The organism is Kitasatospora sp. NPDC004723 (assembly GCF_040609255.1).
In the GTDB taxonomy this organism is placed as follows: Bacteria; Actinomycetota; Actinomycetes; order Streptomycetales; family Streptomycetaceae; genus Kitasatospora.
Window position 1 is genome coordinate 398,432 of record NZ_JBEXJT010000001.1, and the last position, 25,396, is coordinate 423,827.

Below are 25,396 nucleotides of genomic sequence, written 5' to 3' on the forward strand. Positions count from 1 at the left end.
GTTGCTGCCACGGATCTCGGCCGCGGATCCGGCTCCGGACCCCGGCGGCCGGCCTCAGCCGCGGATCTCCCCGGAGCGTCCGCGCAGGGACGCCCGGTCCGCGGCCGCGCGGCCCGCCGCCCAGCCCTCGCCGTCACTCACCCGCACGCGCTGCGACACCAGCTTGGGGAACATCCGGTCCACCTCCTGGTCCACCGCCTCGGTGCGGGCCTTCAGGGCCGGCAGCAGCCGCTCGTCCGGCACCAGCTGCTCGGCCGTGCCGTCCTCGCGCAGGTGCCGGCCGGCGGCGGCGTCGCTGGTCGTCCGCTCGGTCGCCTCGGCCAGCCGCTCGCGGATCCGGGCGGCGTACGCCACCAGGAAGGACTGCCGGAACGCCTTGGTGCGGGAGGCGCCGTCCAGGTGCTGGCGGGCGCCGGCCTGCTGCATCGCGTGCGTCGCCTGGACGAGGAGCGAGGTGTAGAGCAGCTCGACGCCGTCCAGGTCGGCGTCGAAGCCGATCACGGTGCAGAAGCCGAACTCCTTCGCCCAGATCACGCGGCAGCGGTTGGCGGCCGCGACCGCGTCCAGCAGCATCGTCTTCGGGCCCTCGTACGGGTTGTCCACGCCGATCCGCAGCGCGCCCGGCGCGTGCGGGTCGGCGCCGTCGACGGCGAGCAGGGCCTCGTCGATGCTGTGCTGGGCCATCAGCTGCTGGGCCTTGGCGGTCAGCGCCTCGGCCTCCTCGGGGAAGTCGGTGGACTCCGCCTTCGCGAGCAGCGCCCGGATCCGCGACAGCATCCGTGGCTCGCCGGTCACCGGGCCGCGCGGCCTGCGGTCCGGGCGTCCGGGCTGTGCCGTCTGCCCGGGGGCAGGACCCACCGGGGCGATCGGAGGCAGCCGGCCCCAGCTGCGCAGCAGCTCCAGCAACGCGGTGGCCAGCGCGAAGCGGTCGAGGCGGTGCCGCTGGGCGAGCGCGGGCAGGTAGCCCTCGTCGGACGGCCACCAGACCTCGCTCTCCAGCTCGCGCAGCTGCTCCTGCCAGCGCCGGTCCGCCGCGGCGGCCGGGTAGCGGCGGCCCTCGGCGGCGATCAGGTCCACGGCGAGCGCCAGGTGCACCGGCTTCAGCTCGCGTCGCACCACCCGCACCAGGTCCGCCGGCCGCCACCCGGCCGACCAGCACCGCCCCACCGCCGTGTCCGCGTACCCCAGCACCGCCCGGCTCACCGCCGGCCACTGCCCGGCGGAGGCCGCCAGCAGCGAGGCCCCGGTGTCCAGCGCGAGGTCCAGCCCCTCCTCCGGAGCCGTCACCACGCCCCGCACCGCCATCTCCAGCAGCGCCCCGGCCTCCCCGCCGCCACCACCGTCCTGCTGCTTCCGCCTGCCCACGCCGCCTACCTCCGGGTCCCATACCTCCCACCCATGATGCCGGAACCCCCCGAACCCCCCGCCGGCCCAGCAACCCCACGACCACGCACAGTCCCACCGCCGGCGGGGCCGACTTCCCCCTCCGCCGCAACTTCTCCGGGCCCGATTGCCCCGCGCTCAGCCCGAGCGAGGGGCAACCACCCACAGCCCGCTGCCTCCCTCCCGGGCAGGGACCGCCGAGGAGTGGAAAGTCGACGTGGCCGACTTCCCACTCCGCCGGAGCCGCCCGACCCACCGGAGATGCCGGCAGCGGCTTCGGCTGTGCCTCGCCGCTGCCGTTCCTGGTCGCGGAAAGCCCGATAGGGCGTAGAAAGTCGGCCCCTCCGACTTCCTGCTCCACACCTGTTGACCCCTACCGCCGCCCGCACCGCGCGCTCGTCGCGGGCGGATCGGACGGGCCGGAGCGGGAAGTCGACGTGGCCGACTTCCTGCTCCGGCGGCCGGCGGCCGGCGGTGGTGAAACGTTTCTCTGCTGCTGGGGTGCCTGACTTCGGTGGTGGTGATCCGATGGTGCTTCACCAGTGCGAGTGGGAAGTCGACGTGGCCGACTTCCTGCACAGGCGGTCGGTGGCGGCGGAACGTTTCTCTGCCGTCGCCGGTGCCTTCGCCGGTGAACAGGAAGTCGGCGGGGCCGACTTTCGTGGGGGGTGAGGCAGTTGGTGCTGTGTGCGGTTCGGTGGGGTCGGGGTCAGCGTTCGACGGCCTTGGCGAGGATCTCGGGGAGGCGCTCCAGGAGCCGGCCGGCGGCGAGGCGCAGGCCGAGGGCGGCGACGACGGCGCCGTAGAGGGGGCCGGCGAACAGGAGGGGCCAGGTGGGGGCGTCGGTGGCGAGGGCCCAGCCGAGGTAGCCGATGGCGGGGGAGGCGAGGAGGACGCTGCCGAACATCGAGCCGAAGCTGTTGAGCATCACCAGGCCGCCCTGGCCGGGCGCGGCGTTGCGCATCGGGTTGTTGTCGGCGGGCATGGTGTACGGCGCGAGCACGCTGAGCACCGCGCCGATGGCGATGCCGCTGCCCAGCAGGGCGAAGGCGGCGCCGACGGCCGAGGGCAGGCCGGACCAGTCGCCGGTGGTGCCGGCGAGGACGACGGCGAGTACCAGGGTGACCGGGACGGCGTAGGACAGCAGGGCGAGCGCGCGGCCGCGCAGTTCGTCACGGGCGTCGGAGGGGGTGAGCAGGGTGGCGGCGACCATCCAGAAGGCGGAGCCGTCCATGCCGAACAGGTTGAGCATCTGCAGGCCGAGGAACATCCCGGTGATCGCCACCAGGTAGACCGTGGACCAGCCCTGGACGATCGACAGCACGCAGATCACCAGCGTCATGCCGATGCTGGTGAAGACGGCGGCCTTGGCCCGCGGCTCGCGCCAGGCGTACCGCAGGTGGCGCTGCATCACGGCGCCGACCCGGCCGTCCGGCAGGAAGCGCCAGCCGCGCCGCGACTCGTGGACGCCGCGCACCACCTCCACCGTCGAGGCGTCGGCGGTGACCATCAGCTGCTGGAGGCTGGCCCGCCACCAGCGCAGCAGCAGGACGAGCAGTGCGGCGGTGGCGGCGAGCTGGAGCAGCGCCAGCGCGTACCGGCCCTCGCCGGCGGTGCGGACGGCGTCGACGGCGGAGACCGGCGGGATCCAGCGCAGCACGGCGGCGATCGGGGCGAGCGGTTCGAGGTCGAGGCCGTCGGCGCCGGGCTTGCCGAAGACGCTCTGCGAGCCGACGTTGGCGATCTGGACCAGCAGCGCGAAGAGCAGGCCGCCGAAGACGGCGAAGTCCTTGCCGCGCCGGCTGGAGAGCAGTCGGGCGTTGCCGGCGGCGACCGCGCGGGAGAGGACGACGACGGTGAGCACGGCGAGCGGCACGCCGACCACCCCGGTGGCCGCCGAAGCGCCACCGGCGGCGCCGGAGAGCGCGGCACCGGTGAGCAGGACCAGGCTGACCAGCGGTCCGGGGCCGATCAGGGCGGCCAGCATCGAGCCGCGCAGCAGCGGTCCGGGCCGCAGCGGCAGCATGGTGAGCCGGGTCGGGTCGGCGCTCTCGTCGCTGGAGAAGAGGAACAGCGGTATCGCGGCCCAGCCGAGGGCCAGCGCGCCGGTGAGGACGACGCCCGCGTCGCCGGCGGAGCCGCTGTCGACGGCGTGCGACAGCATGGCCAGGGCGAGCGCGATCCCGGCGGCGAACAGCAGGCCGAGGACGGTGCCGAGCGCGTAGAGGACGGCGCGGCCGCGGTTGCGGCGCAGGCCGTTGCGCAGCAGCCGGAGCTTGAGCGAGACAAGGGTGCGCACGACCGTGCGGTCGGCGGGCACCCCGGTGTGCGCGGCGGCGGCCGGCGCGGTGGGGGCGGGCGTCGCGGAGGTCGGCGTCGTGGGGGAGTTCACCGGTCGCCCCCGCCGAGCCAGCCCAGTGCCTGGCCGTCGTCCTCGCGGACGCCGATCAGCTCCAGGAACGCCTCGTGCAGGCTGCGCCCGCCGCGGACGGCGTCGAGCGGGCCCTGGGCGATGACCCGGCCGGTGCTGACGACGGCGACCCAGTCGCAGAGCTGCTCGACGAGCTCCATGACGTGGCTGGAGAAGACGACGGTGGAGCCGGCCGCCGCGTACCGCTTGAGCACGCCGCGGATGGTCTGGGCGGAGACCGGGTCGACGCCCTCGAAGGGCTCGTCGAGGAACAGCACGTCCGGGTTGTGCAGCAGGGCTGCGGCGAGACCGATCTTCTTGCGCATGCCGGTGGAGTAGTCGGCGACCAGCTTGTCGGCGTGGCCGGCGAGGTCGAGGACGGCGAGCAGTTCCTCGGCGCGGCGGTCGGTCTCGGCGCCGGGCAGGCCGCGCAGCCGGCCGTTGTACTGGAGCAGCTCGCGGCCACTGAGCCGCTCGAACATGCGCAGGCCCTCGGGGAGGATGCCGATCCGGGACTTGGCGGCGACCGGGTCGGCCCAGACGTCGGCGCCGTGGATGAGCACGGTGCCCTGGTCGGGCCGGAGCAGGCCGGTGACCATCGACAGGGTGGTGGTCTTGCCGGCGCCGTTGGGGCCGACCAGCCCGACGAACGCCCCGGCCGGCAGCTCCAGGCTGAGCCCGGCCACGGCGGCCTGGGTGCCGAAGTGCTTCCACAGCCCCTGGATGGACACGGCCGAGGGTGCGGCCGGGGACACGGGGGAGGCGGGGACGGGGGACGGCGGCGGCACTGACGCCTGCATGGCGGCTCTTTCCACTGGTGGTCGGACCGGTCGGGGCCGGCGGAGGAACCATGATCGACACGGGTCCGACGACAGCCTGCCACCGTCCGGCCGGGCCTGTCTCCTGTGGCGATGCCCCGGGTGTGTCTGACCCAAACGGGTGAGACGGAGGGCCGGCGGGGCCGCGCGGAGGCCGGGTCGTCACGGATTTTCGGGAAAACGCCGGCCGATGCGCGGAATTGGCAACTACTCAGGACGCCCGTTCGTCCTGCACTATGAGAGTCGAGTGAACGGGGAGGGACCGTGGTCGCGCGGGGGTACCGGGAGGTGGCGGATGGCCGTTCAGCCGTGGGGTGAGCAGGGCCACGGGATGGCCAAGCCGCCCGCGTCCACCCCGTCCGCACCGGCGATGCCCCCGGCGCCGCCGATGCACGCGCCGCAGCACGGCGCGATGCCGCAGTCGGCGATGCGCGCGGCGACCGCGGACCGCGAGCGGACGGTGGACGTGCTGAAGGCCGCGTTCGCCGAGGGCCGGCTGAGCGCCGCCGAGTACGGCGACCGGTTCGACGCGGCGAGCACCGCGCAGACCTACGGCCAGCTGGCCCGGTTGGTCGCCGACCTGCCGTCCGGGCCGATGGTGGCCCCGCAGATGATGGCGCCCGCGATGGCCGGTCCCGTCGCCGCACCGGTGCCGCCGACCTTCCTGGCCCCGCCGCCGGTGCGCCGGACCAACGCCGTCGCGGTGACCTCGCTGGTGCTCGGCCTGCTCTGCGTGCCGACCGGCGGCCTGCTGGGGGTGCCGGCCGTGATCACCGGCCACATCGGCCGCAAGCAGGCGGCGGAGCGCAACGAGGAGGGTGACGGCATGGCCGTCACCGGTCTCGTCTTCGGCTGGCTGTCGATCGGCTTCTGGCTTCTGATCATGACCACGGTGGTCCTGTTCGGCTGACCCGGGACGCCCGGGCGGCGGCCGTCCCGGGTGGCAGCCGCCTCCCCGGTGTGGTAAAGCGGCAAGAGGGCGGTCCGACACCGGGCGGCCGTGCGCGGGACACCCGTGCGACATCCGGTCGACGGCCGCCACCTGCGGCGTTGCATTTGTTTTGACCGAGCCCGATGCGCTAGGTACGCTCTGACCTTGTGCCTGGGGTGTCCCCGGGTCCTTGTGCGTGCATGCACACCGGTCGCCGCGCCGAGCCGGAGCGCCTCCCAGCGCGCCGCGCGTAGAGCGCCGTCGCTGTACATCAGCTCACGGGATTCCGTGCCGGAAAAAACCCAACACACCCGACCGCGTGGGTCGACCACGGGGCCGTGTGCGAGGGAATCACCGCAGGTTAGTTCCACCAAGCCTTGGCACACAGAAAACGGAGAAACGGTGCCTACGATCCAGCAGCTGGTCCGAAAGGGCCGGCAGGACAAGGTCGAGAAGAACAAGACTCCCGCGCTGAAGGGCTCCCCGCAGCGCCGTGGGGTCTGCACGCGTGTGTACACGACCACCCCGAAGAAGCCGAACTCGGCCCTTCGTAAGGTCGCCCGTGTGCGCCTCACCAGCGGGATCGAGGTCACCGCTTACATCCCGGGCGAGGGCCACAACCTGCAGGAGCACTCCATCGTGCTGGTTCGCGGTGGTCGTGTGAAGGACCTTCCTGGTGTCCGCTACAAGATCATCCGCGGTTCGCTCGACACCCAGGGTGTCAAGAACCGCAAGCAGGCCCGCAGCCGCTACGGCGCCAAGAAGGAGAAGTAAGAATGCCTCGTAAGGGCCCCGCCCCGAAGCGCCCGGTCATCATCGACCCGGTCTACGGCTCCCCGGTCGTCACCCAGCTGGTCAACAAGATCCTGCTGCACGGCAAGCGCTCCACCGCCGAGCGGATCGTCTACGGCGCCCTCGAGGGCGTCCGTGAGAAGACCGGTTCGGACCCGGTCGTCACGCTGAAGCGTGCGCTGGAGAACGTCAAGCCGGCCCTCGAGGTCAAGTCCCGCCGTGTCGGTGGCGCGACCTACCAGGTTCCGGTCGAGGTCCGTCCGGGCCGCGCCAGCACCCTGGCGCTGCGCTGGATGGTCGGTTACTCGCGCGCCCGTCGCGAGAAGACCATGACCGAGCGCCTGATGAACGAGATCCTCGACGCCAGCAACGGCCTGGGCGCTTCCGTGAAGCGTCGCGAGGACACCCACAAGATGGCCGAGTCCAACAAGGCCTTCGCGCACTACCGCTGGTAGTCCGTACCCCGTCACTAGACAGAGAGAGAACGAGCCACCATGGCTGCAACCTCCCTTGACCTCGCCAAGGTCCGCAACATCGGGATCATGGCGCACATCGACGCGGGCAAGACCACCACCACCGAGCGGATCCTGTTCTACACCGGTGTGTCGTACAAGATCGGTGAGGTCCACGATGGCGCCGCCACCATGGACTGGATGGAGCAGGAGCAGGAGCGCGGCATCACGATCACGTCGGCCGCGACGACCTGTCACTGGACCGTCGACGACGCCGACCACACCATCAACATCATCGACACCCCGGGGCACGTCGACTTCACCGTCGAGGTGGAGCGTTCGCTGCGCGTCCTCGACGGTGCCGTGACGGTGTTCGACGGTGTCGCCGGTGTCGAGCCCCAGTCCGAGACCGTGTGGCGGCAGGCTGACCGCTACGGCGTTCCGCGCATCTGCTTCATCAACAAGCTGGACCGCACGGGCGCCAACTTCTTCTTCTGCGTCAAGACCATCGTGGACCGCCTCGGCGCGACCCCGCTGGTCATGCAGCTGCCGATCGGTGCCGAGTCGGACTTCCAGGGCGTTGTCGACCTGGTCCGCATGAAGGCGCTGGTCTGGTCGGCCGACGCCGCCAAGGGCGAGATGTACGACGTCGTCGACATCCCGGCCGACCTGCAGGAGCAGGCGGACGAGTACCGCGAGGCGCTGATCGACACCGTGTCGAACATCAGCGACGAGATCATGGAGCTCGCCCTCGAGGGCGAGGACATCCCGGTCGAGCTGCTGCAGACGGCGATCCGCAAGGGCACGCTGAACTCGGACTTCACCCCGATCTTCTGCGGCACCGCGTTCAAGAACAAGGGCGTCCAGCCCCTGCTCGACGCCGTCGTCAAGTACCTGCCGTCCCCGCTGGACATCGAGTCCATCGAGGGCACCAAGCCGGGCGACGACACCGTCAAGATCTCCCGCAAGGCCTCGGACGACGAGCCGCTCGCCGCGCTCGCGTTCAAGATCATGTCGGACCCGCACCTCGGCAAGCTCACCTTCGTCCGGGTCTACTCGGGCCGCCTGGAGTCCGGCACCTCGGTGCTGAACGCCGTCAAGGGCAAGAAGGAGCGCATCGGCAAGATCTACCGCATGCACGCGAACAAGCGTGAGGAGATCGAGTCGGTGGGCGCCGGCGACATCATCGCCGTCATGGGCCTGAAGCAGACCACCACCGGTGAGACGCTGTCCGACGAGAAGAACCCGGTCATCCTGGAGTCCATGGACTTCCCGGCCCCGGTCATCCGCGTCGCGATCGAGCCCAAGTCCAAGGGTGACCAGGAGAAGCTGGGTGTCGCCATCCAGCGTCTCGCCGAGGAGGACCCGTCCTTCCAGGTCAACACGGACGAGGAGACCGGCCAGACCATCATCGCGGGTATGGGCGAGCTGCACCTCGAGGTGCTGGTCGACCGTATGCGCCGTGAGTTCAAGGTCGAGGCCAACGTCGGCAAGCCGCAGGTCGCGTACCGCGAGACCATCCGCCAGGCGGTCGAGCGCATCGACTACACCCACAAGAAGCAGACCGGTGGTTCCGGTCAGTTCGCCAAGGTGCAGATCGCGATCGAGCCGCTCGAGCAGGCCGAGGGCTACGAGTTCGTCAACCTGGTCACCGGTGGCCGCGTTCCGCGCGAGTACATCCCGTCGGTCGACGCAGGCTGCCAGGAGGCCATGGAGTTCGGCATCCTCGCCGGCTACCCGCTGCAGGGTGTCCGCGTGAAGCTGCTCGACGGTGCCGCGCACGACGTCGACTCCTCCGAGCTCGCGTTCAAGATCGCCGGCTCGATGGCCTTCAAGGAAGGCGCGAGGAAGGCCAAGCCGGTCCTCCTCGAGCCGATGATGGCCGTCGAGGTCACCACGCCCGAGGACTACATGGGCGACGTGATCGGCGACATCAACTCTCGCCGTGGCCAGATCCGGTCCATGGACGAGCGTCACGGTGCCCGCGTCGTCACGGCGCTGGTGCCCCTCTCCGAGATGTTCGGCTACGTCGGTGACCTGCGCAGCAAGACCTCCGGTCGCGCGAGCTACTCGATGCAGTTCGACTCGTACGCCGAGGTTCCGAGGAACGTCGCGGACGACATCATCGCGAAGGCCAAGGGCGAGTGACGTCCCGACTTTCGGGACGATAACCACCCCTTAGGCTATTAGGAGGCAACCCGGGAGGATCCGGTCGGATCCTCCCGGGGCCTCCGGCCCCCCCACCAGCGGGACGGCACGGGGTGTCCTCCGGACAACCCGCACCAAAACCGATCAAAGACCAACTGGCGTCAGCACGGCGTACAGGAACTGTCCTCAGGAGGACTCAGTGGCGAAGGCGAAGTTCGAGCGGACGAAGCCCCACGTCAACATCGGCACCATCGGTCACATCGACCACGGTAAGACCACGCTGACCGCGGCCATCACCAAGGTGCTGCACGACGCGTACCCGGAGATCAACCCCTTCACGCCGTTCGACCAGATCGACAAGGCGCCGGAGGAGCGGCAGCGCGGTATCACCATCTCCATCGCGCACGTCGAGTACCAGACCGAGGCGCGCCACTACGCCCACGTCGACTGCCCGGGTCACGCCGACTACATCAAGAACATGATCACCGGTGCCGCCCAGATGGACGGCGCCATCCTGGTGGTCGCCGCCACCGACGGCCCGATGCCGCAGACCAAGGAGCACGTCCTCCTGGCCCGCCAGGTCGGCGTTCCGTACATCGTTGTCGCCCTGAACAAGGCCGACATGGTGGACGACGAGGAGATCCTGGAGCTCGTCGAGCTCGAGGTCCGCGAGCTGCTCTCCGAGTACGAGTTCCCGGGCGACGACCTGCCGGTCGTCCGCGTCTCCGCGCTGAAGGCGCTGGAGGGCGACAAGGAGTGGGGCGAGAAGCTCCTCGGCCTGATGCACGCGGTCGACGAGAACATCCCGACCCCGGCCCGCGCCGTGGACCAGCCGTTCCTGATGCCGATCGAGGACGTCTTCACGATCACCGGTCGTGGCACCGTCGTCACCGGTCGTATCGAGCGCGGTATCCTCAAGGTCAACGAGACCGTCGACATCATCGGCATCAAGACCGAGAAGACCACCACCACGGTCACCGGCATCGAGATGTTCCGCAAGCTGCTCGACGAGGGCCAGGCCGGTGAGAACGTCGGTCTGCTGCTCCGTGGCATCAAGCGCGAGGACGTCGAGCGCGGCCAGGTCATCATCAAGCCGGGTTCGGTCACCCCGCACACCGACTTCGAGGCCCAGGCCTACATCCTGTCGAAGGACGAGGGTGGCCGCCACACCCCGTTCTTCAACAACTACCGCCCGCAGTTCTACTTCCGTACCACGGACGTGACCGGCGTCGTGACCCTCCCCGAGGGCACCGAGATGGTCATGCCGGGCGACAACACCGCCATGACCGTCGCGCTGATCCAGCCCGTCGCCATGGAGGAGGGCCTGAAGTTCGCCATCCGTGAGGGTGGCCGCACCGTCGGCGCCGGCCAGGTCACCAAGATCGTCAAGTAATTCGACGCTCTGACCGTTCGGCTCTCGGGTCGAAGAGGGCCCGGTGGACTCACGTCTGCCGGGCCCTCGGTCTTTCCATGTTTGTGACTGTTCTATGATCGGCCAGTGTTGCCGGGGGGCACTGGCATCAGTCAGTACTCGGACAACCACTGTGCTGTCCAGGTCGATCGAAGGGCAACGTTCGTGGCAACCACATTCCCCACGCCGGAGGGGGTGCGGCCGGGCCGTGCCGCCGACGAGGGGCCGCCGAGGCCGGCCGGGGCACCTGGGCGCCGTAGCCTGCCGGTGCTGGCGGCCTTCGTGGCAGCCGCCTGGCTGGTGCCCGCCGCACTCGTCCCGCTCGGGCTCGGCATCGTGGTGCTCCCGATCCTGCTGCTCGCCGTCGCCTCCGTCATCCGGGTCGGCGGGGGACTCCTCGACCGCCTGGTGGTGGCCGGCCTGATCGTGGTCGGCTCGGTGCTGGTGTCCGGTCTGCTGTTCTCGCTCTGGCCGTGGGGGCTCTCGCCCGTCGCGACCTCGGGCACCCTGCTCACCGCCGTCGCGGTGACCGGCTGGCTCGCCCGCCGCCGGCCCCGGGTCCCGCTGCGGGTGCGTCCGTCCGACCTGCTCGTGCTCGGCACTGCCGGCGTCTTCTGGCGCTACCTGCACCACCCGTTGGCCGGGAAGTCCGCCGCGGAGCGGCTGTCCTTCTTCAGCACCGCCGAGGACCGGCTGAACCACTTCTCGTACTTCTCCGGGATCCAGCACGTCGGCGGCTACAACTTCCTCCACCAGGAGGAGGCCCGGGCGTACATGATGTCCCCGGCCGAGGTGACCTACCCGCAGGGCACCCACTTCCTGCTGGCCTGGGTGGACTCGCTGGTGCACTCCTCGGCCGACCCCGGCGCCATGCTCGGCGTGATGAACCGGTACCTGCTGTACGTCCTGGTGGCGTACACCCTGCTGGCCACCGCGCTGGTCTGGGCGGCCCGCTGGATCGGCGGGCCGCGACTGCGCGGCTGGCGCACCGCCGCGGTCTGCGGCACGGTCATGGCGCTGATGCTCGCCAGCAACTACACCTACCTGGTCATCCACGGCTTCGACTCGACGATCATCGGCCTGCTGATGTTCACCGTGACGCTGGCCCTGCTGATCCGTCCGGCCATGGGCCGGGCGGAGTACGCGCTGGTCGCGCTGGCGGGCCTGATCACCGTCACCTACGTCTACAACCTGTTCGGCGCCGCGGTCGGCCTCGCCGTCGTGCTGTCCGTGCTGGTGCACCGCCGCAGGTTCGCCGGCGGCCCCCGCCGGTGGCTGCGCTACGCGCTGATGGGCGCGATCGGCCTCGGTCTGGCCGGCCTGCCCAGCGCGGTGTCCGTGCTGTCCGAGCTGGACGTCGCGAGCACCGCGAGCCTCGGCGGCCCGAGCGTCGAGGCGGACCGCACGCTGCTGGTCGGCGGCATGCTGCTGGCCCTGTTCGCGGCCCTCGCCCCGACCAACCGCCGCACCGGCGCGGGGCAGGCGCACCTCGCCGTGGTGCTCGGCACCGGCGCCGTGGTCTTCGGCTTCGGCTGGTACCAGATCAACACCCTGGGCGAGTACTCCTACTACTTCGAGAAGCTGGCCGGCTGCGCGATCGTGGTCGCCCTCATCTCGCTGGGCGCGGTCGGCTCGCTGCTGCGGACCCCGGCGCCGGTCCGCTCCTCCCGGGGCCGACGGCTGGCGACCGACGGTGTGCTCTCCGGCCTCGCGGTGGCGACCGCGCTGAGCCTCTTCGCGGGCATGCAGTGGAACGTCCACTCCTTCAAGGGCGGGCCGGTGGCCTGGCACACCAACTCGCTGATCGGGTGGAGCCGGGGCGACGCCTGGAGCGACATCGGCCCGCGTGACGGCGCGACCGTGCTGGCCGACCTGAAGGACATCCAGGGCCCGGTCATGGCCCTGTACTCGAACGACGACTACAAGAACCTGAAGTCGACCTGGCTCGCGGCGCTGCTGCGCGAGCGCGGCGGCGACGTGCTCCCGCTGTACGAGACCCACTGGATCAACATCGGTGCGGCCCCGCGTCCGGAGCCGGAGTACCAGGCGGCGATGGAGCACGTCCGGCTGGCCATCACCAAGGTGGGGCAGCCGCTGACCATCGTCGTCGTGGACCGCGGGCTGGCCGACCGGATGGGCCGCGACATCGCCGACGCCGGTCTGAAGGCCACCGTCGTCGCCATGCCGGACAACCAGTGGATCCACCCGTGGAACAAGAGCTTCCCCGGCGACTGAGCCGCCGCCCCCGGCGACGGGGGGACCGTCATCAGCCAGGCCCCGCACTCCTTTTCAAAGGCGTGCGGGGCCTTTCGGCGTGTCGGCGTGACGAACGCTCCGAAGTCCCTCAGGCCCATGGGGGTGGCTCTGCGGAGGCCTGCTATTCTGGCCGCTCATTGAGGCTCCCCCGTCACGGTCCAGAGTTGCTTCGGACGCGATGGGTCAGGGGTGTCCGGCTGGTGGGGGCGTCCCGGTCGGTCCGTGCCGCCAGATCGTTCTTGGACACATGGGGACAGGCGAGAAACGATGTTCAACGCAGCAGGACACGACCACGGGCCGGCCGGAGTGAGCACGCCGCTGCTGTCGGTCGTCATGCCGATCTACAACGAGCAGGAGGCGCTGCCCCTGACCGTTCAGCGCCTGCGGCCGATCCTGGACGCACTGGGGATCGACTACGAGGTCGTCGGGATCGACGACGGCAGCACCGACGCCACCCCCGCGATCATGCAGAAGGTCCACCAGGACTGGCCGGAGTTCCGGATCGTGCGGTTCGCGCGCAACTCCGGGCACCAGGCGGCGCTGACGGCCGGCATCCACCGCGCTTTCGGCGACTACGTCGTCTCCATCGACGCCGACCTCCAGGACCCGCCGGAGAAGATCCCGGAGATGCTCTCGCTCGCCCGCGAGCAGGGCCTCGACATCGTCTACGGCGTGCGCGGCGACCGCGGCACCGACACCGTCTTCAAGCGCCGCACGGCCGGGGCGTACTACTGGCTGATGCGCCGTCTGGTCGGCAAGAAGATGCCGAACCAGGCCGGCGACTTCCGCCTGCTCAGCCGGGCCGCGGTCGACGCGCTCAAGGCCATGCCCGAGCACCAGCCGGTCTACCGGCTGCTGGTCCCGTGGCTGGGCTTCCCCAGCGGCGAGGTCGTCTACGTGCGCGAGGAGCGGGTCGCCGGCGAGACGCACTACCCGCTCTCCAAGATGCTCCGGCTGGCCGTCGACAGCATCACCAACTTCTCGGCGGCGCCGCTGCGGCTCGCCACCTGGCTGGGCCTGCTGAGCCTGGTGCTCTGCTTCCTCCTGGGCGTCTACACCACGGTCGAGTACGCCCTGGGCAAGACCGTTCCGGGCTGGTCCTCGCTCTTCATCGGCATGCTCTTCCTCGGCGCGGTCCAGCTCGTCTGCATCGGCCTGCTGGGTGAGTACGTCGGCCGGATCTACTCCGCCGCGCAGGCCCGCCCGGCCTACTTCGTGGGGTTCGACTCGGCCGAGGAGGACATCCGGTCGCGTCGGCCCGTGCCGTCCTCGGCCGCCCGCTAGCCGCACAGTCCGGGCACCGCTGGCCGGGCCGGGTAGAGAGACGAGAACTGTGGACAGCACCGACACGACCGTGACCGCCTCCCGACCCGCCCGGTTCCCGGACAGGTCGTCACCCGACGGCTCGGCGCCGGCCAGCCTCGGCCGGACGGCGGTACGCTTCCTCCCCGGCGTCGCGGCCTACGCGGTGCTGGTGGCGGCGCTGCTCGCCTCCGACACCCCGGTCAACGACATCGCCCGCTACACCTTCTACGCGTTCTGGGGCGTGCTGCTGCCGGGCACGCTGGTCTTCCGCAGCCTGCGCCGCCGCCCCTACACGCTGCTGGAGGACTTGGCGTTCGGCGCCGTCACCGGCCTGGTGCTGGAACTGCTGGCCTGGGCCGTCCTGGTCGGCCTGGGCCTCCAGTCGGTGGCGACGTTCTGGCCGCTGGTCGTGGTGCTCCCGTTCGCGCTGGTGCCCGGACTGCGGCGGCACTGGCGGCCCCGGGGCTACCGGGCCTTCTCTCCCGGGCGGTCCTGGGCCCTCGCCGGCACGGTCGCGCTGACCGTCCTCTACTACTACGAGGCGAACCTGGCGCGGTTCTCCGTGCTGCCGACCGACGACTCGTCCAGGATCTACGGCGACCTCCCGTACATGCTGTCGCTCGCCGGGAGCGCCACGCACGACATGCCGCCGACCTTCCCGCAGGCCGCGGGCGAGCCGCTGCACTACCACTGGTTCACCTTCGCGCACATGGCGATGACCTCCCTGGTCGGCCACGTCGACCTGCCGATGGTGGGGATGCGCCTGATGGTCCCGGCGCTCAGCGCGCTGACCGTCCTGATCATCGCGGTGGTGGCGCAGCGGCTGAGCGGCAAGGCGTGGGCCGGCCCGGTCGCGGCGCTGCTGTTCTTCGCCGTGGGCGAGTTCACCGCCACCTACCCGAACAACGTGAGCTCCTGGACCTTCGGTTTTCCGCCCATCCGGCTGATGTCCTGGGGAAGCCTCTCCCTCACCTACAGCCAGCCGCTGCTGGTGGCCCTGGCGGGCGCGGTCGGCGCGCTGATCGGCCGCAAGGCGTTGCCGGGCGGCCCGGAGAAGGACGAGGACGACGAGCAGGGGGTGCCGGCCTTCGGACGCGGCGCCTTCGTGCTGGTGGCGGGTTTCGCACTGGCCTCCAGCGCCGCCAAGGCCAGCACGCTGCCGGTCACCCTGGCCGGGCTCGCGCTGGCCGGACTGGTGATGCTGGTCACCGGCCGCCGGATCCCCTGGACGGTGGTCGGGCTCGGGGCGATCCTCGCCGGTGCCCAGCTCTTCGCCACCGCCGTCATCTTCGACTTCGAGAGCTACGGCCTGGAGGTCGCGGCCTTCGGGAACGTCCAGCAGTACTGGGCCGACACGCCGCAGGCGCGCGGCACCGCGGCCCAGGCGGCCGTTGTCGTCGCCACGCTGGCGGCGTTCGTGATCACCCATCAGGTGCGGTTGGCCGGTGCGCTTCCGCTGTTCCGCCACCGGCGGCTGAACCTGGAGCCGGCCCAGTGGTTCCTGCTGGGCGGCGCCGTGGCCGGTCCGGCCGCCTACCTGGCGGTCAACGGCTTCAACTCCAGCTACTTCACCATCGCCTCGGCGCCCTTCGGCGCTCTGCTCGCCGCCTGGGGCTACTGCGAGGCGGCGGAGCGGGCGGCGCTCTCCGTCCGGGCCAGGTTCCTGCTGGCCGGCGGCGTGCTCGTGCTGGCGGCCGGGCTCACCTGGGGCATCTACCGGCACGCCCGGGACTGGGCGGAGCTGGTCGCCAAGGCGGCCGGCGCGTACGACGTGCCGAAGTCCTACGCGGCGCTGCTTCCGGTGCTCGGCGGGACGGTCGTCTTCGCGGCGGCGGCGGCCGTCGGAGCCCTGGTGTGGTGGGGCGCCGGCCGGTTCTGGCCGCGGCTGCGCGGACGGGGCGGGATCGTCCTGCTCACGGCGACGCTCACGGTCGGCCTGCCGGGGACGGCGCTGGACGTCCTGCAGTCCCGGGAGTACGTGTGGGAGGGCAGCTGGATCCTGCCGCAGAGTCAGGTCTCCGCGGCCCGCTGGGTGCGGAACCACAGTGACCCGGCGGACGTCATCGCGACCAACAGCCACTGCTGGGAGACGGAGAACTACACCACCACCGACCGCTGTGGCAACTACCGCTCCCAGTGGCTGAGCGCGTACTCCGAGCGGTCGGTCCTGGTCGAGGGGTGGGCGTACGCGCCCCGCATGGTCGCGCAGAGCGGCGGCGGGGTCGTCTCCGGCCAGCCCTTCTGGGACCAGGAGCTGTTCCAGCGGAACGAGAACGCGATCTACCAGCCGACGGCGGAACTGCTCGACAGTCTCCGCCGGGAGTACCGGGTGCGCTACCTGGTGGTGGACCGCAAGGCAGGCGCCGAGTCACCACTGCTCGGCACACTCACCACCAAGGTCTACGACAACGGCCGGACCGTCGTGTACGAGCTGGCCTGACCGGACGAACGGGTAACCCGCATGCTTTCCACGGACGACCAGAGTGTGGCACCGCAGACGGCCGCGACGGCCAAGCGGCAGCTGCCGTCCTTCCTGGTCATCGGCGTCCTGAGCACCCTCTTCTACCTGGGGCTCTTCGTCGTCGCCCGCCTGTTCACCGGTTCGCAGGCGGCGAACCTGATCGCGCTGGCGATCAGCGCGGTGGCCAACACGGCCGCCAACCGGCGCTTCACCTTCGGCATCACCGGCTCGGAGGGCGCTCTGCGGCACCAGCTCCAGGGCGCGGTGGCCTTCGTCATCGGCCTGGGGCTGAGCTCGGGCGTGCTGGCCCTGCTCGACCTGGCCGTCCCGGACGCCTCCCGGGTGGTCGAGCTGGGCGGGCTGATCGTCGCGAACGGCCTGGCGACGGTGGTGCGCTTCCTGCTGATGAAGGTCTGGGTCTTCCGGGGCCGCTGAGCCGAGGCCGCACCGGCTCGGCCGGGGCGGGTCCGTCACGACAAAGTGCCTGGTCCGCCACCCCTTGGGGGTGGCGGACCAGGCACTTTCGCGTTCGGAGGGCCCGGCCGGCGCCGCCGGGCGCCGGCCGGGTCGATCAGGCCGAGACCTTCGGCTGCACGGGTTCGGTGGGCGACTGGGGGCCGGCCGCCACCGGGGCCCCGGACCCCTCGGCGGCCCGGGCCGCCGAGCGCTCCTTGAGCCGGCGCACCGGCCAGGGGGTCCAGTTCTTGGCCTTCATCACCGGGGACTCCAGCAGGTGCCAGGAGAGCGCGGCCAGGGCGACCGTGCCCGCCATCGCCAGGGCCAGGTAGGCCGGCTTGCCGTACTTGGCGTAGCCGAGGATCGCCAGTGCCTGCTCGACGGTGAACCCGTAGATGTAGATCCCGTAGGAGTAGTCGCGCTTGCGGCCGATCTTCTGGAACGGGCGGGGCAGCCGGATGGCCAGCCAGAGGAGCAGGTAGGCGAAGGCGGGGTAGCCGAAGACGAACACGCCGCCACCCCACAGGGTGAGGCCGAGGACGACGGCGCAGAGCACGGCCAGGCCGTCGTGGATGACCAGCCTGTCCCGGTACAGCTGGAAGGTCGTGCCGATCAGGAAGACGAAGACCAGGTGGATCAGCATGTGCACCGACATGGCGTCCAGGAACGGCACCATGACGAAGGACTGCTGGTCACCGGGGATCCCGCGCAGGGACGGCGCGTTCACCCAGTCGCGCAGGATCAGCCCGCCCAGCGCGAGGGCGAGCAGCGGCACGAACCTCCGGGCCCGGCGGAGCACGCCGCCGGCGGCGAGCAGCCCGATCAGGACGTAGCAGAGGATCTCGTACTTCAGCGACCAGAGCGCGCCGTTCACCCCGGCGTCGAAGTTGGTTCCCCGGTTGCGGCCCTCGGCGATCACGCCGGAGACGTCCCAGCCGGTGCTTATCGCGGTGTTCCAGGTGCCCTTGAGGTAGTTCACCGGGCCCTGCGGGTGGTCCCAGTAGCCCGCGAGGGTGCCGTGCTGCCAGTGGTACAGCAGGGGGAGGATCACCAGGACGGAGACCAGCAGGGATCCCCAGAGACCGGGCAGGATGCGCAGTGCGCGGTGCCAGGAGTAGCGGCCGATGGTGCTGCGCGCACCGCTTCCGCCGATCATGAAGCCGGACAGCACGAAGAAGCCGATGACCGACATCTTCCCGATGTCCGTCTGCTGGCCGCTGCGGAGCCACAGCGGGTCGAGGCGTCCCCAGGCGATCGGGTACATGTGGGAGACGACGACGGCGGAGGCGAGCACCAGCCGGAGCACACCGAAGCTGTTGGCCCGGGAGGAGTACAGCTCGGCCAGGGTTCCGCGACGGCCTGGCAGGGAGAGCCTAGGAGACATGAGAGCGGTTCATGCTTTCCAGAGGTGGAGACGCGGAGAAGGCCTCCGGCGCACGGGCCCGATCGGGCCTTTGGGGGATCCTATCGAGCTTGCCGGAAGCCTTCGCCGCGACGATCGATTCGTTAGCGGCCCGCGGTCGGGGAGTGGGCGTCCTTGATCGCGTCCTCCCAGAGGGTGCGGACCGCCTCGCGCAGCGGGCGGCGCGGGGCCCAGCCGAGCGCCTGCCCGATCGCGGTGACGTCCAGCTGCTGCCACTCGGTCTCCGGGCCGGAGCCGTCCGGCGCCGGCAGCTCGGTGATCTTCGTCGGCACCTCGCTGACCTCGATCAGCAGCTCGACCAGCTCGCGGGCCGAACTCGCCCGGCCGAGGCCGACGTTGAGCACGGCCGGGGCCTGCGGGGCGGCCGGCAGGGCGGCGACGATCGCGTCGACGGTGTCCTGCAGGTCCACGAAGTCCCGCTGGGCGGTGAGCGGCTGCAGGGACAGCTCGGCCGCGGTCCCGGCGGCCCGGGCGGCGGCCAGCTTGCCCGCCATGACGCCGAGCAGGCTGTGCGAGGGCTGGCCCGCGCCGACCACGTTGCCGAGCCGCAGGACGACGGCGTCCAGGCCGTCCTGGTGCACGGCGTCCGCGATCAGCTCGGTGGCCCGCAGCTTGAGCTGCCCGTACACCATCGAGGGGTGCGGCTCGGAGTCCTCGGCGAGGCTGACGCCGATCGGGCACAGGCCGTACTCGTGCACCGTGCCGAGATGGACCAGGCGCGGGGGAGCGGTCATCGACCGCAGCGCCTCCAGCAGCGAGGAGACCATGCCGACGTTGGCCCCGACCATCTGCTCGTCGGTCAGGCCCCACATCCCGCCGGCCGCGTTGACCACCACGTCGATCCGGTGCTCGGCCAGCAGGGCGGCCAGCTCCGCCGGCGGGTCGTTGGTGAGGTCCAGCCGGGCGAAGTCGCCGGGCAGGGCGTCGGCCGGCTCCTTGCGGGCGATGGTGAGCAGGTGGTGACCCCGCTCCGCGAGCGTCGCGAGGATGGTGCGCCCGATGAAGCCGGTGCCGCCGAGGACGGCGACCCGGGGGAGAGCTGTGCTGCTAGCGGCCATGGCCTCTGGTTCCGGTAGGTCGGGTACGGACGGGGCGGTGGGCGTTGCTCAGTAGCGGTCGGTGCCGGCGACATGCCGCAGCAGGGTCTTGGTGCCCTCGCTGTGCCGGCTCTTGACCGCGCCCGGGACCATGGTGAGCGCGTGGATCCGGGAGGACAGGTGCAGCCGGGAGGCCTTGGCGGCCCGGGACCAGCCGTGCGCGTCCAGGCGGTCGGCGACGTCCCGGAAGAAGCGGTTGGCCTCCTCGAAGCGGACGCCGGTGAAGGCCTGCGCGGAGGAGATGCTGACGGCGTGCCGACGGTACTGGAAGATGACCTTGTCGGTGATCATCATCTGCTCGCCGGTCTGCAGCAGGTCGATGACCAGCGCCAGGTCCTGGGTGACCTCCAGGTTGTCCCGGAAGCCGACCGCCTTCACGGCCTCGGTGCGCCAGCAGATGGAGGGGAAGAACAGCCAGTTGCCGCGGAGCAGGCTGATCGCCAGCTCCTCCCCGCTCATCAGCTTGCGGCCCTGCACCTTGGGCGCGTAGATCCGCTTCTTCGCCTGGTCCACCAGCCCCTCGGTGAGCGCGCCCTCGCCGTCGATGACCTGCACGCCCGGCTGGACCATGCCGATGTCCGGGTTGTCCTTGAGGACGGCCCGGGCGGTCTCCACGTAGTTCGGCAGCATGATGTCGTCGGTGCCCATCATGACGAAGTGCTGCTCGCGCACCAGGCCGAGGCACTTGCGGTAGTTGCCGGTGACGCCGAGGTTCCGCTCGTTGCGCTGGTACGAGACCCGGTCGTCGCCGAGTTCGGCGAACCAGCCCGGGACGTCCGGTTCCTTCCCGTCGTCCACCACGGTGAGGCGCCAGTTCGGGTCGCTCTGGGCCAGGATGCTGCGGACGGCCGCCTGCATGAGGGCGACGTTGCCGTAGTAGGGCAGCATGATGTCAAGAGTTGTCATGAGCGGCGCACCAGGTGTTTTCCGGGTAGGGGGGACGGCGAGAAGGCTACTGGCCGCTGAGGGAACGCCGGTAGCGCAGGCACTCCTCGTAGTCCGGCAGCAGGCCGGTCTCGACGGCCTCGGCCAGCGTCGGCGCGGCGGCGTCCCGGGCGGACAGCTGCGGGGTGCCGGCCGGCCACTCGATCGCCAGGTCCGGGTCCAGCGGGTGCACCGCGTGCTCGCCGGTCGGGTTGTAGGTCTCCGAGCAGACGTAGGAGAGCGTCGCGTCGTCGGAGAGCGCGCAGAAGCCGTGGCCCAGGCCCTCGGAGATGTAGACCGAGCGGCGGTCCACGTCGTCGAGGCGGACGAACTCCCAGCGGCCGAAGGTCGGCGAGCCGACCCGCAGGTCGACGATCACGTCGAGCACGGCGCCGCGCACGCAGCTGACGTACTTGGCCTGGCCCGGAGCGACGTCGGCGAAGTGGATGCCGCGGACGACGTCCTTGGCGGAGACCGAGAGGTTGCCCTGGGCCATCCGCAGCGGGTGGCCGACCACCTCGGACAGCCGGTCGAAGCGGTACCACTCCATGAACAGGCCGCGCGGGTCGCCGTGCTGCTGCGGGGTGATCTCCCAGGCGCCCTCGATGGAGAGCTCGCGGAACTTCATCGGGCGTTCTCCTCGTCCAGCAGGTTCACCAGGTACTGCCCGTAGCCGCTCTTCAGCAGCGGCTGCGCCAGCTCGCGCAGCTGCTCGGAGGTCAGGAAGCCGGCCCGCCAGGCCGCCTCCTCGACGCAGCCGATCTTGAAGCCCTGGCGCTCCTCGATGACCCGGACGAACTCCGAGGCCTGCACCATCGAGACGAAGGTGCCGGTGTCCAGCCACGCGGTGCCGCGGTCCAGGACGGTCACCTGGAGCTCGCCGCGCTGCAGGTAGGCGTCGTTGACGGCGGTGATCTCCAGCTCGCCGCGGGCGCTCGGGGTGATCGTGCGGGCGATCTCCACCACGCGGTTGTCGTAGAAGTACAGGCCGGGCACCGCGTAGCGGGACTTCGGCCGGGTGGGCTTCTCCTCGATCGAGATGACCTGGCCGCTCTCGTCGAACTCCACCACCCCGTACGCGGTCGGGTCGGCCACCGGGTAGGCGAAGACCATGCCGCCCTTGGGGTCGGTGCGCTGCGCGAGCCGGGTGCCGAGGCCGCTGCCGTGGAAGATGTTGTCACCCAGGATCAGCGCGACCGGCTCGTCGCCGATGAAGTCGGCGCCCAGCACGAAGGCCTGGGCGATGCCCTCGGGGCGCTCCTGGACGGCGTACTGGAGGTCCAGGCCGAACTGCGAGCCGTCGCCGAGCAGGCGCTCGAACTGCTCCCGGTCCTGGGGCGTGGTGATGATCAGAATCTCGCGGATCCCGGCCATGATCAGCGTCGAGAGCGGGTAGTAGATCATCGGCTTGTCGAAGACCGGAAGAAGCTGCTTCGAGACTGCCCGGGTGAGGGGCCAGAGGCGGGAACCGGTGCCGCCCGCAAGAAGAATGCCGCGCATGGCGCACACCTTACGTGGCCTGCCGTACCCGGCCGCAACCAGCCTTCGGACGCCCACGGATCGTCCTCCCGGACCCCGGCAGGAGGGCCTGCGGGCGCGCACTATACTCAGCCGCACTATGCGTATCCTCGTCACCGGCGGCGCCGGATTCATCGGGTCCCAGTACGTCCGCGCGCTGCTGTCGGCGGATCCCGCGGCCCGCGTCACTGTCTTCGACAAGCTGACCTACTCCGGCGTCGAGGAGAACCTCGCGCCCGTCGCGGACCACCCCGGCTACTCCTTCGTCCGCGGTGACATCTGCGACGTCGACGCCGTCGACCAGGTGATGCCCGGCCACGACGCGGTCGTCCACTTCGCCGCCGAGTCGCACGTCGACCGGTCCATCGCCGGTGCCGGTCCGTTCGTCATGACCAACGTGGTCGGCACCCAGGTGCTGCTGGACGCCGCGCGCAAGCACAAGGTCGGCCGCTTCGTGCACGTCTCCACCGACGAGGTGTACGGCTCGATCACCGAGGGCTCCTGGACCGAGGAGTGGCCGCTCGCGCCGAACTCCCCGTACTCCTCCTCGAAGGCCGGCTCGGACCTGCTGGCCCTGGCCTACCACCGCACCCACGGCATGGACGTGGTGGTCACCCGCTGCTCCAACAACTACGGGCCGTACCAGTTCCCCGAGAAGGTCATCCCGCTCTTCACCACCAACCTGATCGACGGCAAGCGCGTCCCGCTGTACGGCGACGGCGGCAACATCCGCGACTGGCTGCACGTCTCGGACCACTGCCGCGGCATCGACCTCGCGCTGCGCAAGGGCCGGGCCGGCCAGGTCTACAACATCGGCGGCGGCGTCGAGCTCACCAACAAGGAGCTCACCGGCCTGCTGCTGGAGGCCGCCGGCCAGGGCTGGGACATGGTCGACCGGGTCGAGGACCGCAAGGGCCACGACCTGCGCTACTCGCTGGACATCACCAAGATCCGCGAGGAGCTCGGCTACGAGCCGCAGGTCACCTTCGAGGAGGGCCTCGCCTCGACCATCGCCTGGTACCGCGAGAACCGCGCCTGGTGGGAGCCGCTCAAGGTGAAGGCCGCGCAGCAGTCGTGAACCAACAGGGCAGCACGGCGCAGGCGCGCCGTTCCCCGCTGGCCAAGGTCGTCAGCGCGCTTCCCCCGGGCACCCAGCTGGTGATCGGGGGAACGGTGCTGCTCGGCGCCGCCTCCTACATCCACCTCATGGCGGCCGGCTACAGCCTCGGCAAGCCGGAGATGGCCTCGGTCTCGCTGCTCTGGACGATCCTGATGTCCGTCGGCCTGGGACTCTTCTTCCCCGTCGAGCAGGAACTCACCCGGATCGTGGCCGCCCGGGTGGTCGGCGGGCAGGGCGCCGCACCGGTGGTCCGCCGGATCCTGCTGATCACCGTCGGGATGCTGGCGGTGCTGACCGTCGGCATGGCGGTGGCGGCCCGCCCGCTGGCGGACACCTTCTTCGAGGGCCACCGCAGCATGGTCGTGGCGCTCGCCGCCTCCTTCGCCGCGATGGCGGCCGGCAACGTCAGCCGCGGCGTGCTCGCCGGCCTCAACCGCTTCGGCGCGTACGGCACCCAGCTCGCCGTCGACGGCGGCCTGCGCATCGCGCTGGCCGTCGGCTGCGCGGTCGCCGGCGTCCGCTCGCCGCTGGTGTTCGCGCTCATCCTGGCCGTCGCCCCGCTGCTGGCCGTGCTGGCCACCGTCCGGCCGCTGCGCTCCGGGATCTCGGCCGGCCCCGCCGTCGGCTGGGGCTCGCTCACCGGCGGCCTGGCCCCGCTGGTCGCCTCCACCCTGCTCTCGCAGGTGGTCGTGAACGCGGCCGTGATCTCCACCCGGCTGCTGGCCCCGGACAACGCGCCGCTGGTGGCCGGCCTGCTGAACGCGGTCGTCCTCGCCCGGGTGCCGCTGTTCGTCTTCGGCTCGCTCCAGGCCTCGCTGCTGGCCGGGCTGTCCAGCACCGCGGCGGCCGGCGACCGCTCCGGTTTCTCCAAGCTGCTGATGCGCACCTGCGGCGTGGTCGCCGTGCTCGGCGTGGCGGGCGGCATCCCGGCCACCATCCTCGGACCGTGGCTGATCCAGGTGCTCTTCAAGGCCGACGACGTGCTCGGGTCGCTCGACTTCCTGCTGATGTCGGCGGGCACCCTGTTCTACATGCTCGCGATGGTCCTCGGGCAGGCGCTGCTGGTCCTGCACCGCCATCGTCTCCAGCTGCTGGGCTGGGCGACCGGAACTGTTGCCCTGATGGTCACCACGCTTGCCCCCGGGGCGATCGCGACCCGGGTCTGCCTCGCCTACACTATGGGTTCGCTGGCCGCGGTCGGATGCATGCTCGCCGCGCTCTGGCTGACCTTCCTGCGGGAACCGCCCGGTGCCGCGGCCGATGTGCAGGGTTCGTCCCGGCGCTCCCTCGTGGACTCGGCATGACCGGCTCCGCGTTCACCCCCACCACTCGATTTCGCCGCGACCCGCGGCCGCACGATGCGGCATGGAGCCATGATGTCCGACTATGACGATGTGTGGCTGGTGATTCCCGCGTACAACGAGGGAACCGTCATCGCCGACGTGATCGAGAACGCGCGCAAGACGTTCCCCAACATCGTCGTCATCGACGACGGCTCGACCGACAACTCGGCCGAGACCATCATGACCACCGGTGCGCACCTGGTGCAGCATCCGGTCAACCTCGGTCAGGGCGCGGCCCTGCAGACCGGCTTCAACTACGCGCTCAAGCAGCCCGGCGCCAAGTACTTCGCCACCTTCGACGCGGACGGCCAGCACCAGACGCACGACGTCGAGAAGATGGTCGCCCTGCTCCGGGCCGACGAGGCCGACGTGGTCCTCGGCTCCCGCTTCATCGAGCAGACCGGCGAGGTGCCGTGGATCAAGCGGGTGGTCCTGCGGACCGCCGCGACGATCAGCCCCACCGCACGCAAGCTCAACCTGACGGACTCGCACAACGGCCTGCGGGTGATCAACCGCAAGGCCGCGTCCGCGCTTCGCATCACCATGAACGGCATGGCTCACGCCTCCGAGATCGTGGCCACGCTGGCCTCCTCGGACCTGCGCGTCATGGAGGTCCCGGTGGACATCCTGTACACCGAGTACTCCCGCTCCAAGGGCCAGTCGCTGATCAACGGCGTCAACATCCTCTTCGACATCTCGCTCAGGGAGCGTGGCCGCAAGTGAAGTACCTCTGGATCCAGCTGCTGCTCATGGTCGGCACGGGTGTCCTCGTGCTCGCCTTCATCCGCCGCTGGGACGCCGCGCACACCCGCGCGTGGAAGCGGATGGCGTTCTTCGCGTTCGTCATCGCCAACGTGTACGCGGTGCTGCGCCCGCAGGACGTGACCTGGATCGCCAACAAGCTCGGTGTCGGCCGCGGCACCGACCTGGTGCTCTACCTGCTCGTCGTGGCGATGGCCTTCATGACGCTGAACACCTTCATGCGCTTCCGTTCGCTGGAGAAGAAGCTGACCGACCTGGCCCGCACCGTCGCCGTCAACGACGGACAGCGCGTCAACAAGGAGCGCTTCTCCGAGGACGAGCCCGCCCTCCCGGTCGGCTCCGAGCGGTAGTCCGATCCCGAGCAAGAGGCCACGCCCGTACCACCG

Annotated in this window: 22 protein-coding genes; 14 read left to right on the forward strand and 8 right to left on the reverse strand. The window is 70.8% G+C overall.

From position 1 onward, the window contains the following. Positions 1 to 54: 54 nt before the first annotated feature. The gene (locus ABZW10_RS01910) at positions 55 to 1,365 is read right to left on the reverse strand and encodes a DUF2786 domain-containing protein (protein ID WP_355358309.1); all 1,311 of its coding nucleotides are present in this window, start codon (positions 1,363 to 1,365) and stop codon (positions 55 to 57) included. Positions 1,366 to 1,884: 519 nt separating this feature from the next. On the opposite strand from ABZW10_RS01910, the gene ABZW10_RS01915 reads away from it, so the two are divergent. Continuing rightward, complete coding sequence (locus ABZW10_RS01915) at positions 1,885 to 2,055, forward strand: hypothetical protein (RefSeq protein ID WP_355358312.1); 171 nt, start codon at positions 1,885 to 1,887, stop codon at positions 2,053 to 2,055. Between the two features lie 37 nt (positions 2,056 to 2,092). On the opposite strand, the gene ABZW10_RS01920 is transcribed toward ABZW10_RS01915, so the two are convergent. Both ABZW10_RS01920 and ABZW10_RS01925 read right to left on the reverse strand, forming a co-directional pair. Next, the gene (locus ABZW10_RS01920) at positions 2,093 to 3,775 is read right to left on the reverse strand and encodes a transporter (RefSeq protein ID WP_355358315.1); all 1,683 of its coding nucleotides are present in this window, start codon (positions 3,773 to 3,775) and stop codon (positions 2,093 to 2,095) included. Then, entirely contained in the window at positions 3,772 to 4,593 is an 822-nt protein-coding gene (locus tag ABZW10_RS01925) for an ABC transporter ATP-binding protein (protein WP_355358318.1), read from the reverse strand. Before ABZW10_RS01925 ends, ABZW10_RS01920 begins: the two co-directional genes overlap by 4 nt. A gap of 313 nt (positions 4,594 to 4,906) precedes the next feature. Here ABZW10_RS01925 and ABZW10_RS01930 point away from each other — a divergent pair, with 313 nt between their 5' ends. From ABZW10_RS01930 to ABZW10_RS01970, 9 genes are all read left to right on the forward strand, one after another. Next, positions 4,907 to 5,521: a DUF1707 and DUF4190 domain-containing protein gene (locus ABZW10_RS01930; protein ID WP_355358321.1), complete on the forward strand. Its 615-nt coding sequence runs from the start codon at positions 4,907 to 4,909 to the stop codon at positions 5,519 to 5,521. A 423-nt stretch (positions 5,522 to 5,944) separates the two neighbouring features. Continuing rightward, entirely contained in the window at positions 5,945 to 6,316 is a 372-nt protein-coding gene (gene rpsL / locus ABZW10_RS01935; protein WP_014144289.1) for a 30S ribosomal protein S12, read from the forward strand. A 2-nt stretch (positions 6,317 to 6,318) separates the two neighbouring features. Further along, positions 6,319 to 6,789 carry a 30S ribosomal protein S7 gene (rpsG, locus tag ABZW10_RS01940; RefSeq protein ID WP_030055803.1) on the forward strand — a complete coding sequence of 157 codons (471 nt, stop codon included), beginning with the start codon at positions 6,319 to 6,321 and terminating at the stop codon, positions 6,787 to 6,789. Between the two features lie 39 nt (positions 6,790 to 6,828). After that, on the forward strand, positions 6,829 to 8,934 hold the full coding sequence (gene fusA, locus ABZW10_RS01945) for an elongation factor G (protein ID WP_355358324.1): 2,106 nt from the start codon (positions 6,829 to 6,831) through the stop codon (positions 8,932 to 8,934). Between the two features lie 199 nt (positions 8,935 to 9,133). Beyond that, positions 9,134 to 10,327, forward strand: coding sequence for an elongation factor Tu (gene tuf / locus ABZW10_RS01950; protein WP_030280743.1), 1,194 nt, complete (start codon positions 9,134 to 9,136; stop codon positions 10,325 to 10,327). A gap of 285 nt (positions 10,328 to 10,612) precedes the next feature. Next, positions 10,613 to 12,580: a hypothetical protein gene (locus ABZW10_RS01955; RefSeq protein WP_355358327.1), complete on the forward strand. Its 1,968-nt coding sequence runs from the start codon at positions 10,613 to 10,615 to the stop codon at positions 12,578 to 12,580. Between the two features lie 288 nt (positions 12,581 to 12,868). Further along, a complete protein-coding gene (locus ABZW10_RS01960) occupies positions 12,869 to 13,885 on the forward strand; it encodes a glycosyltransferase family 2 protein (RefSeq protein WP_355358330.1) in 1,017 nt (338 codons plus the stop codon). 49 nt (positions 13,886 to 13,934) lie between these two features. Further along, the gene (locus tag ABZW10_RS01965) at positions 13,935 to 16,346 is read left to right on the forward strand and encodes a hypothetical protein (protein ID WP_355358333.1); all 2,412 of its coding nucleotides are present in this window, start codon (positions 13,935 to 13,937) and stop codon (positions 16,344 to 16,346) included. Between the two features lie 45 nt (positions 16,347 to 16,391). Then, the gene (locus tag ABZW10_RS01970; protein WP_355358336.1) at positions 16,392 to 16,802 is read left to right on the forward strand and encodes a GtrA family protein; all 411 of its coding nucleotides are present in this window, start codon (positions 16,392 to 16,394) and stop codon (positions 16,800 to 16,802) included. 136 nt (positions 16,803 to 16,938) lie between these two features. Here ABZW10_RS01970 and ABZW10_RS01975 read toward each other — a convergent pair whose 3' ends face one another. The 5 genes from ABZW10_RS01975 to rfbA form a co-directional block, all read right to left on the reverse strand. Beyond that, positions 16,939 to 18,207 (reverse strand): acyltransferase, encoded by a 1,269-nt coding sequence (locus tag ABZW10_RS01975; RefSeq protein WP_355358339.1) that lies wholly within the window; start codon positions 18,205 to 18,207, stop codon positions 16,939 to 16,941. A gap of 122 nt (positions 18,208 to 18,329) precedes the next feature. Continuing rightward, a complete protein-coding gene (locus tag ABZW10_RS01980) occupies positions 18,330 to 19,304 on the reverse strand; it encodes an NAD(P)-dependent oxidoreductase (RefSeq protein WP_355358342.1) in 975 nt (324 codons plus the stop codon). Between the two features lie 48 nt (positions 19,305 to 19,352). Beyond that, complete coding sequence (locus ABZW10_RS01985) at positions 19,353 to 20,249, reverse strand: glycosyltransferase family A protein (RefSeq protein WP_355358345.1); 897 nt, start codon at positions 20,247 to 20,249, stop codon at positions 19,353 to 19,355. A gap of 46 nt (positions 20,250 to 20,295) precedes the next feature. Next, positions 20,296 to 20,895 (reverse strand): dTDP-4-dehydrorhamnose 3,5-epimerase family protein, encoded by a 600-nt coding sequence (locus tag ABZW10_RS01990; RefSeq protein WP_355358348.1) that lies wholly within the window; start codon positions 20,893 to 20,895, stop codon positions 20,296 to 20,298. Next, positions 20,892 to 21,767, reverse strand: coding sequence for a glucose-1-phosphate thymidylyltransferase RfbA (gene rfbA / locus ABZW10_RS01995; protein ID WP_355358351.1), 876 nt, complete (start codon positions 21,765 to 21,767; stop codon positions 20,892 to 20,894). The genes ABZW10_RS01990 and rfbA overlap by 4 nt, the downstream gene beginning before the upstream one ends. 118 nt (positions 21,768 to 21,885) lie before the next feature. Here rfbA and rfbB point away from each other — a divergent pair, with 118 nt between their 5' ends. The 4 genes from rfbB (at position 21,886) to ABZW10_RS02015 (ending at position 25,360) form a co-directional block, all read left to right on the forward strand. Next, the gene (gene rfbB, locus ABZW10_RS02000; protein ID WP_355358354.1) at positions 21,886 to 22,863 is read left to right on the forward strand and encodes a dTDP-glucose 4,6-dehydratase; all 978 of its coding nucleotides are present in this window, start codon (positions 21,886 to 21,888) and stop codon (positions 22,861 to 22,863) included. Next, positions 22,860 to 24,209 carry a hypothetical protein gene (locus ABZW10_RS02005; protein ID WP_355358357.1) on the forward strand — a complete coding sequence of 450 codons (1,350 nt, stop codon included), beginning with the start codon at positions 22,860 to 22,862 and terminating at the stop codon, positions 24,207 to 24,209. Before rfbB ends, ABZW10_RS02005 begins: the two co-directional genes overlap by 4 nt. A gap of 72 nt (positions 24,210 to 24,281) precedes the next feature. Beyond that, positions 24,282 to 24,971 (forward strand): glycosyltransferase family 2 protein, encoded by a 690-nt coding sequence (locus tag ABZW10_RS02010; RefSeq protein ID WP_350561908.1) that lies wholly within the window; start codon positions 24,282 to 24,284, stop codon positions 24,969 to 24,971. Further along, a complete protein-coding gene (locus ABZW10_RS02015; RefSeq protein WP_355358360.1) occupies positions 24,968 to 25,360 on the forward strand; it encodes a DUF2304 domain-containing protein in 393 nt (130 codons plus the stop codon). The genes ABZW10_RS02010 and ABZW10_RS02015 overlap by 4 nt, the downstream gene beginning before the upstream one ends. The last annotated feature ends 36 nt before the right edge of the window (positions 25,361 to 25,396 follow it).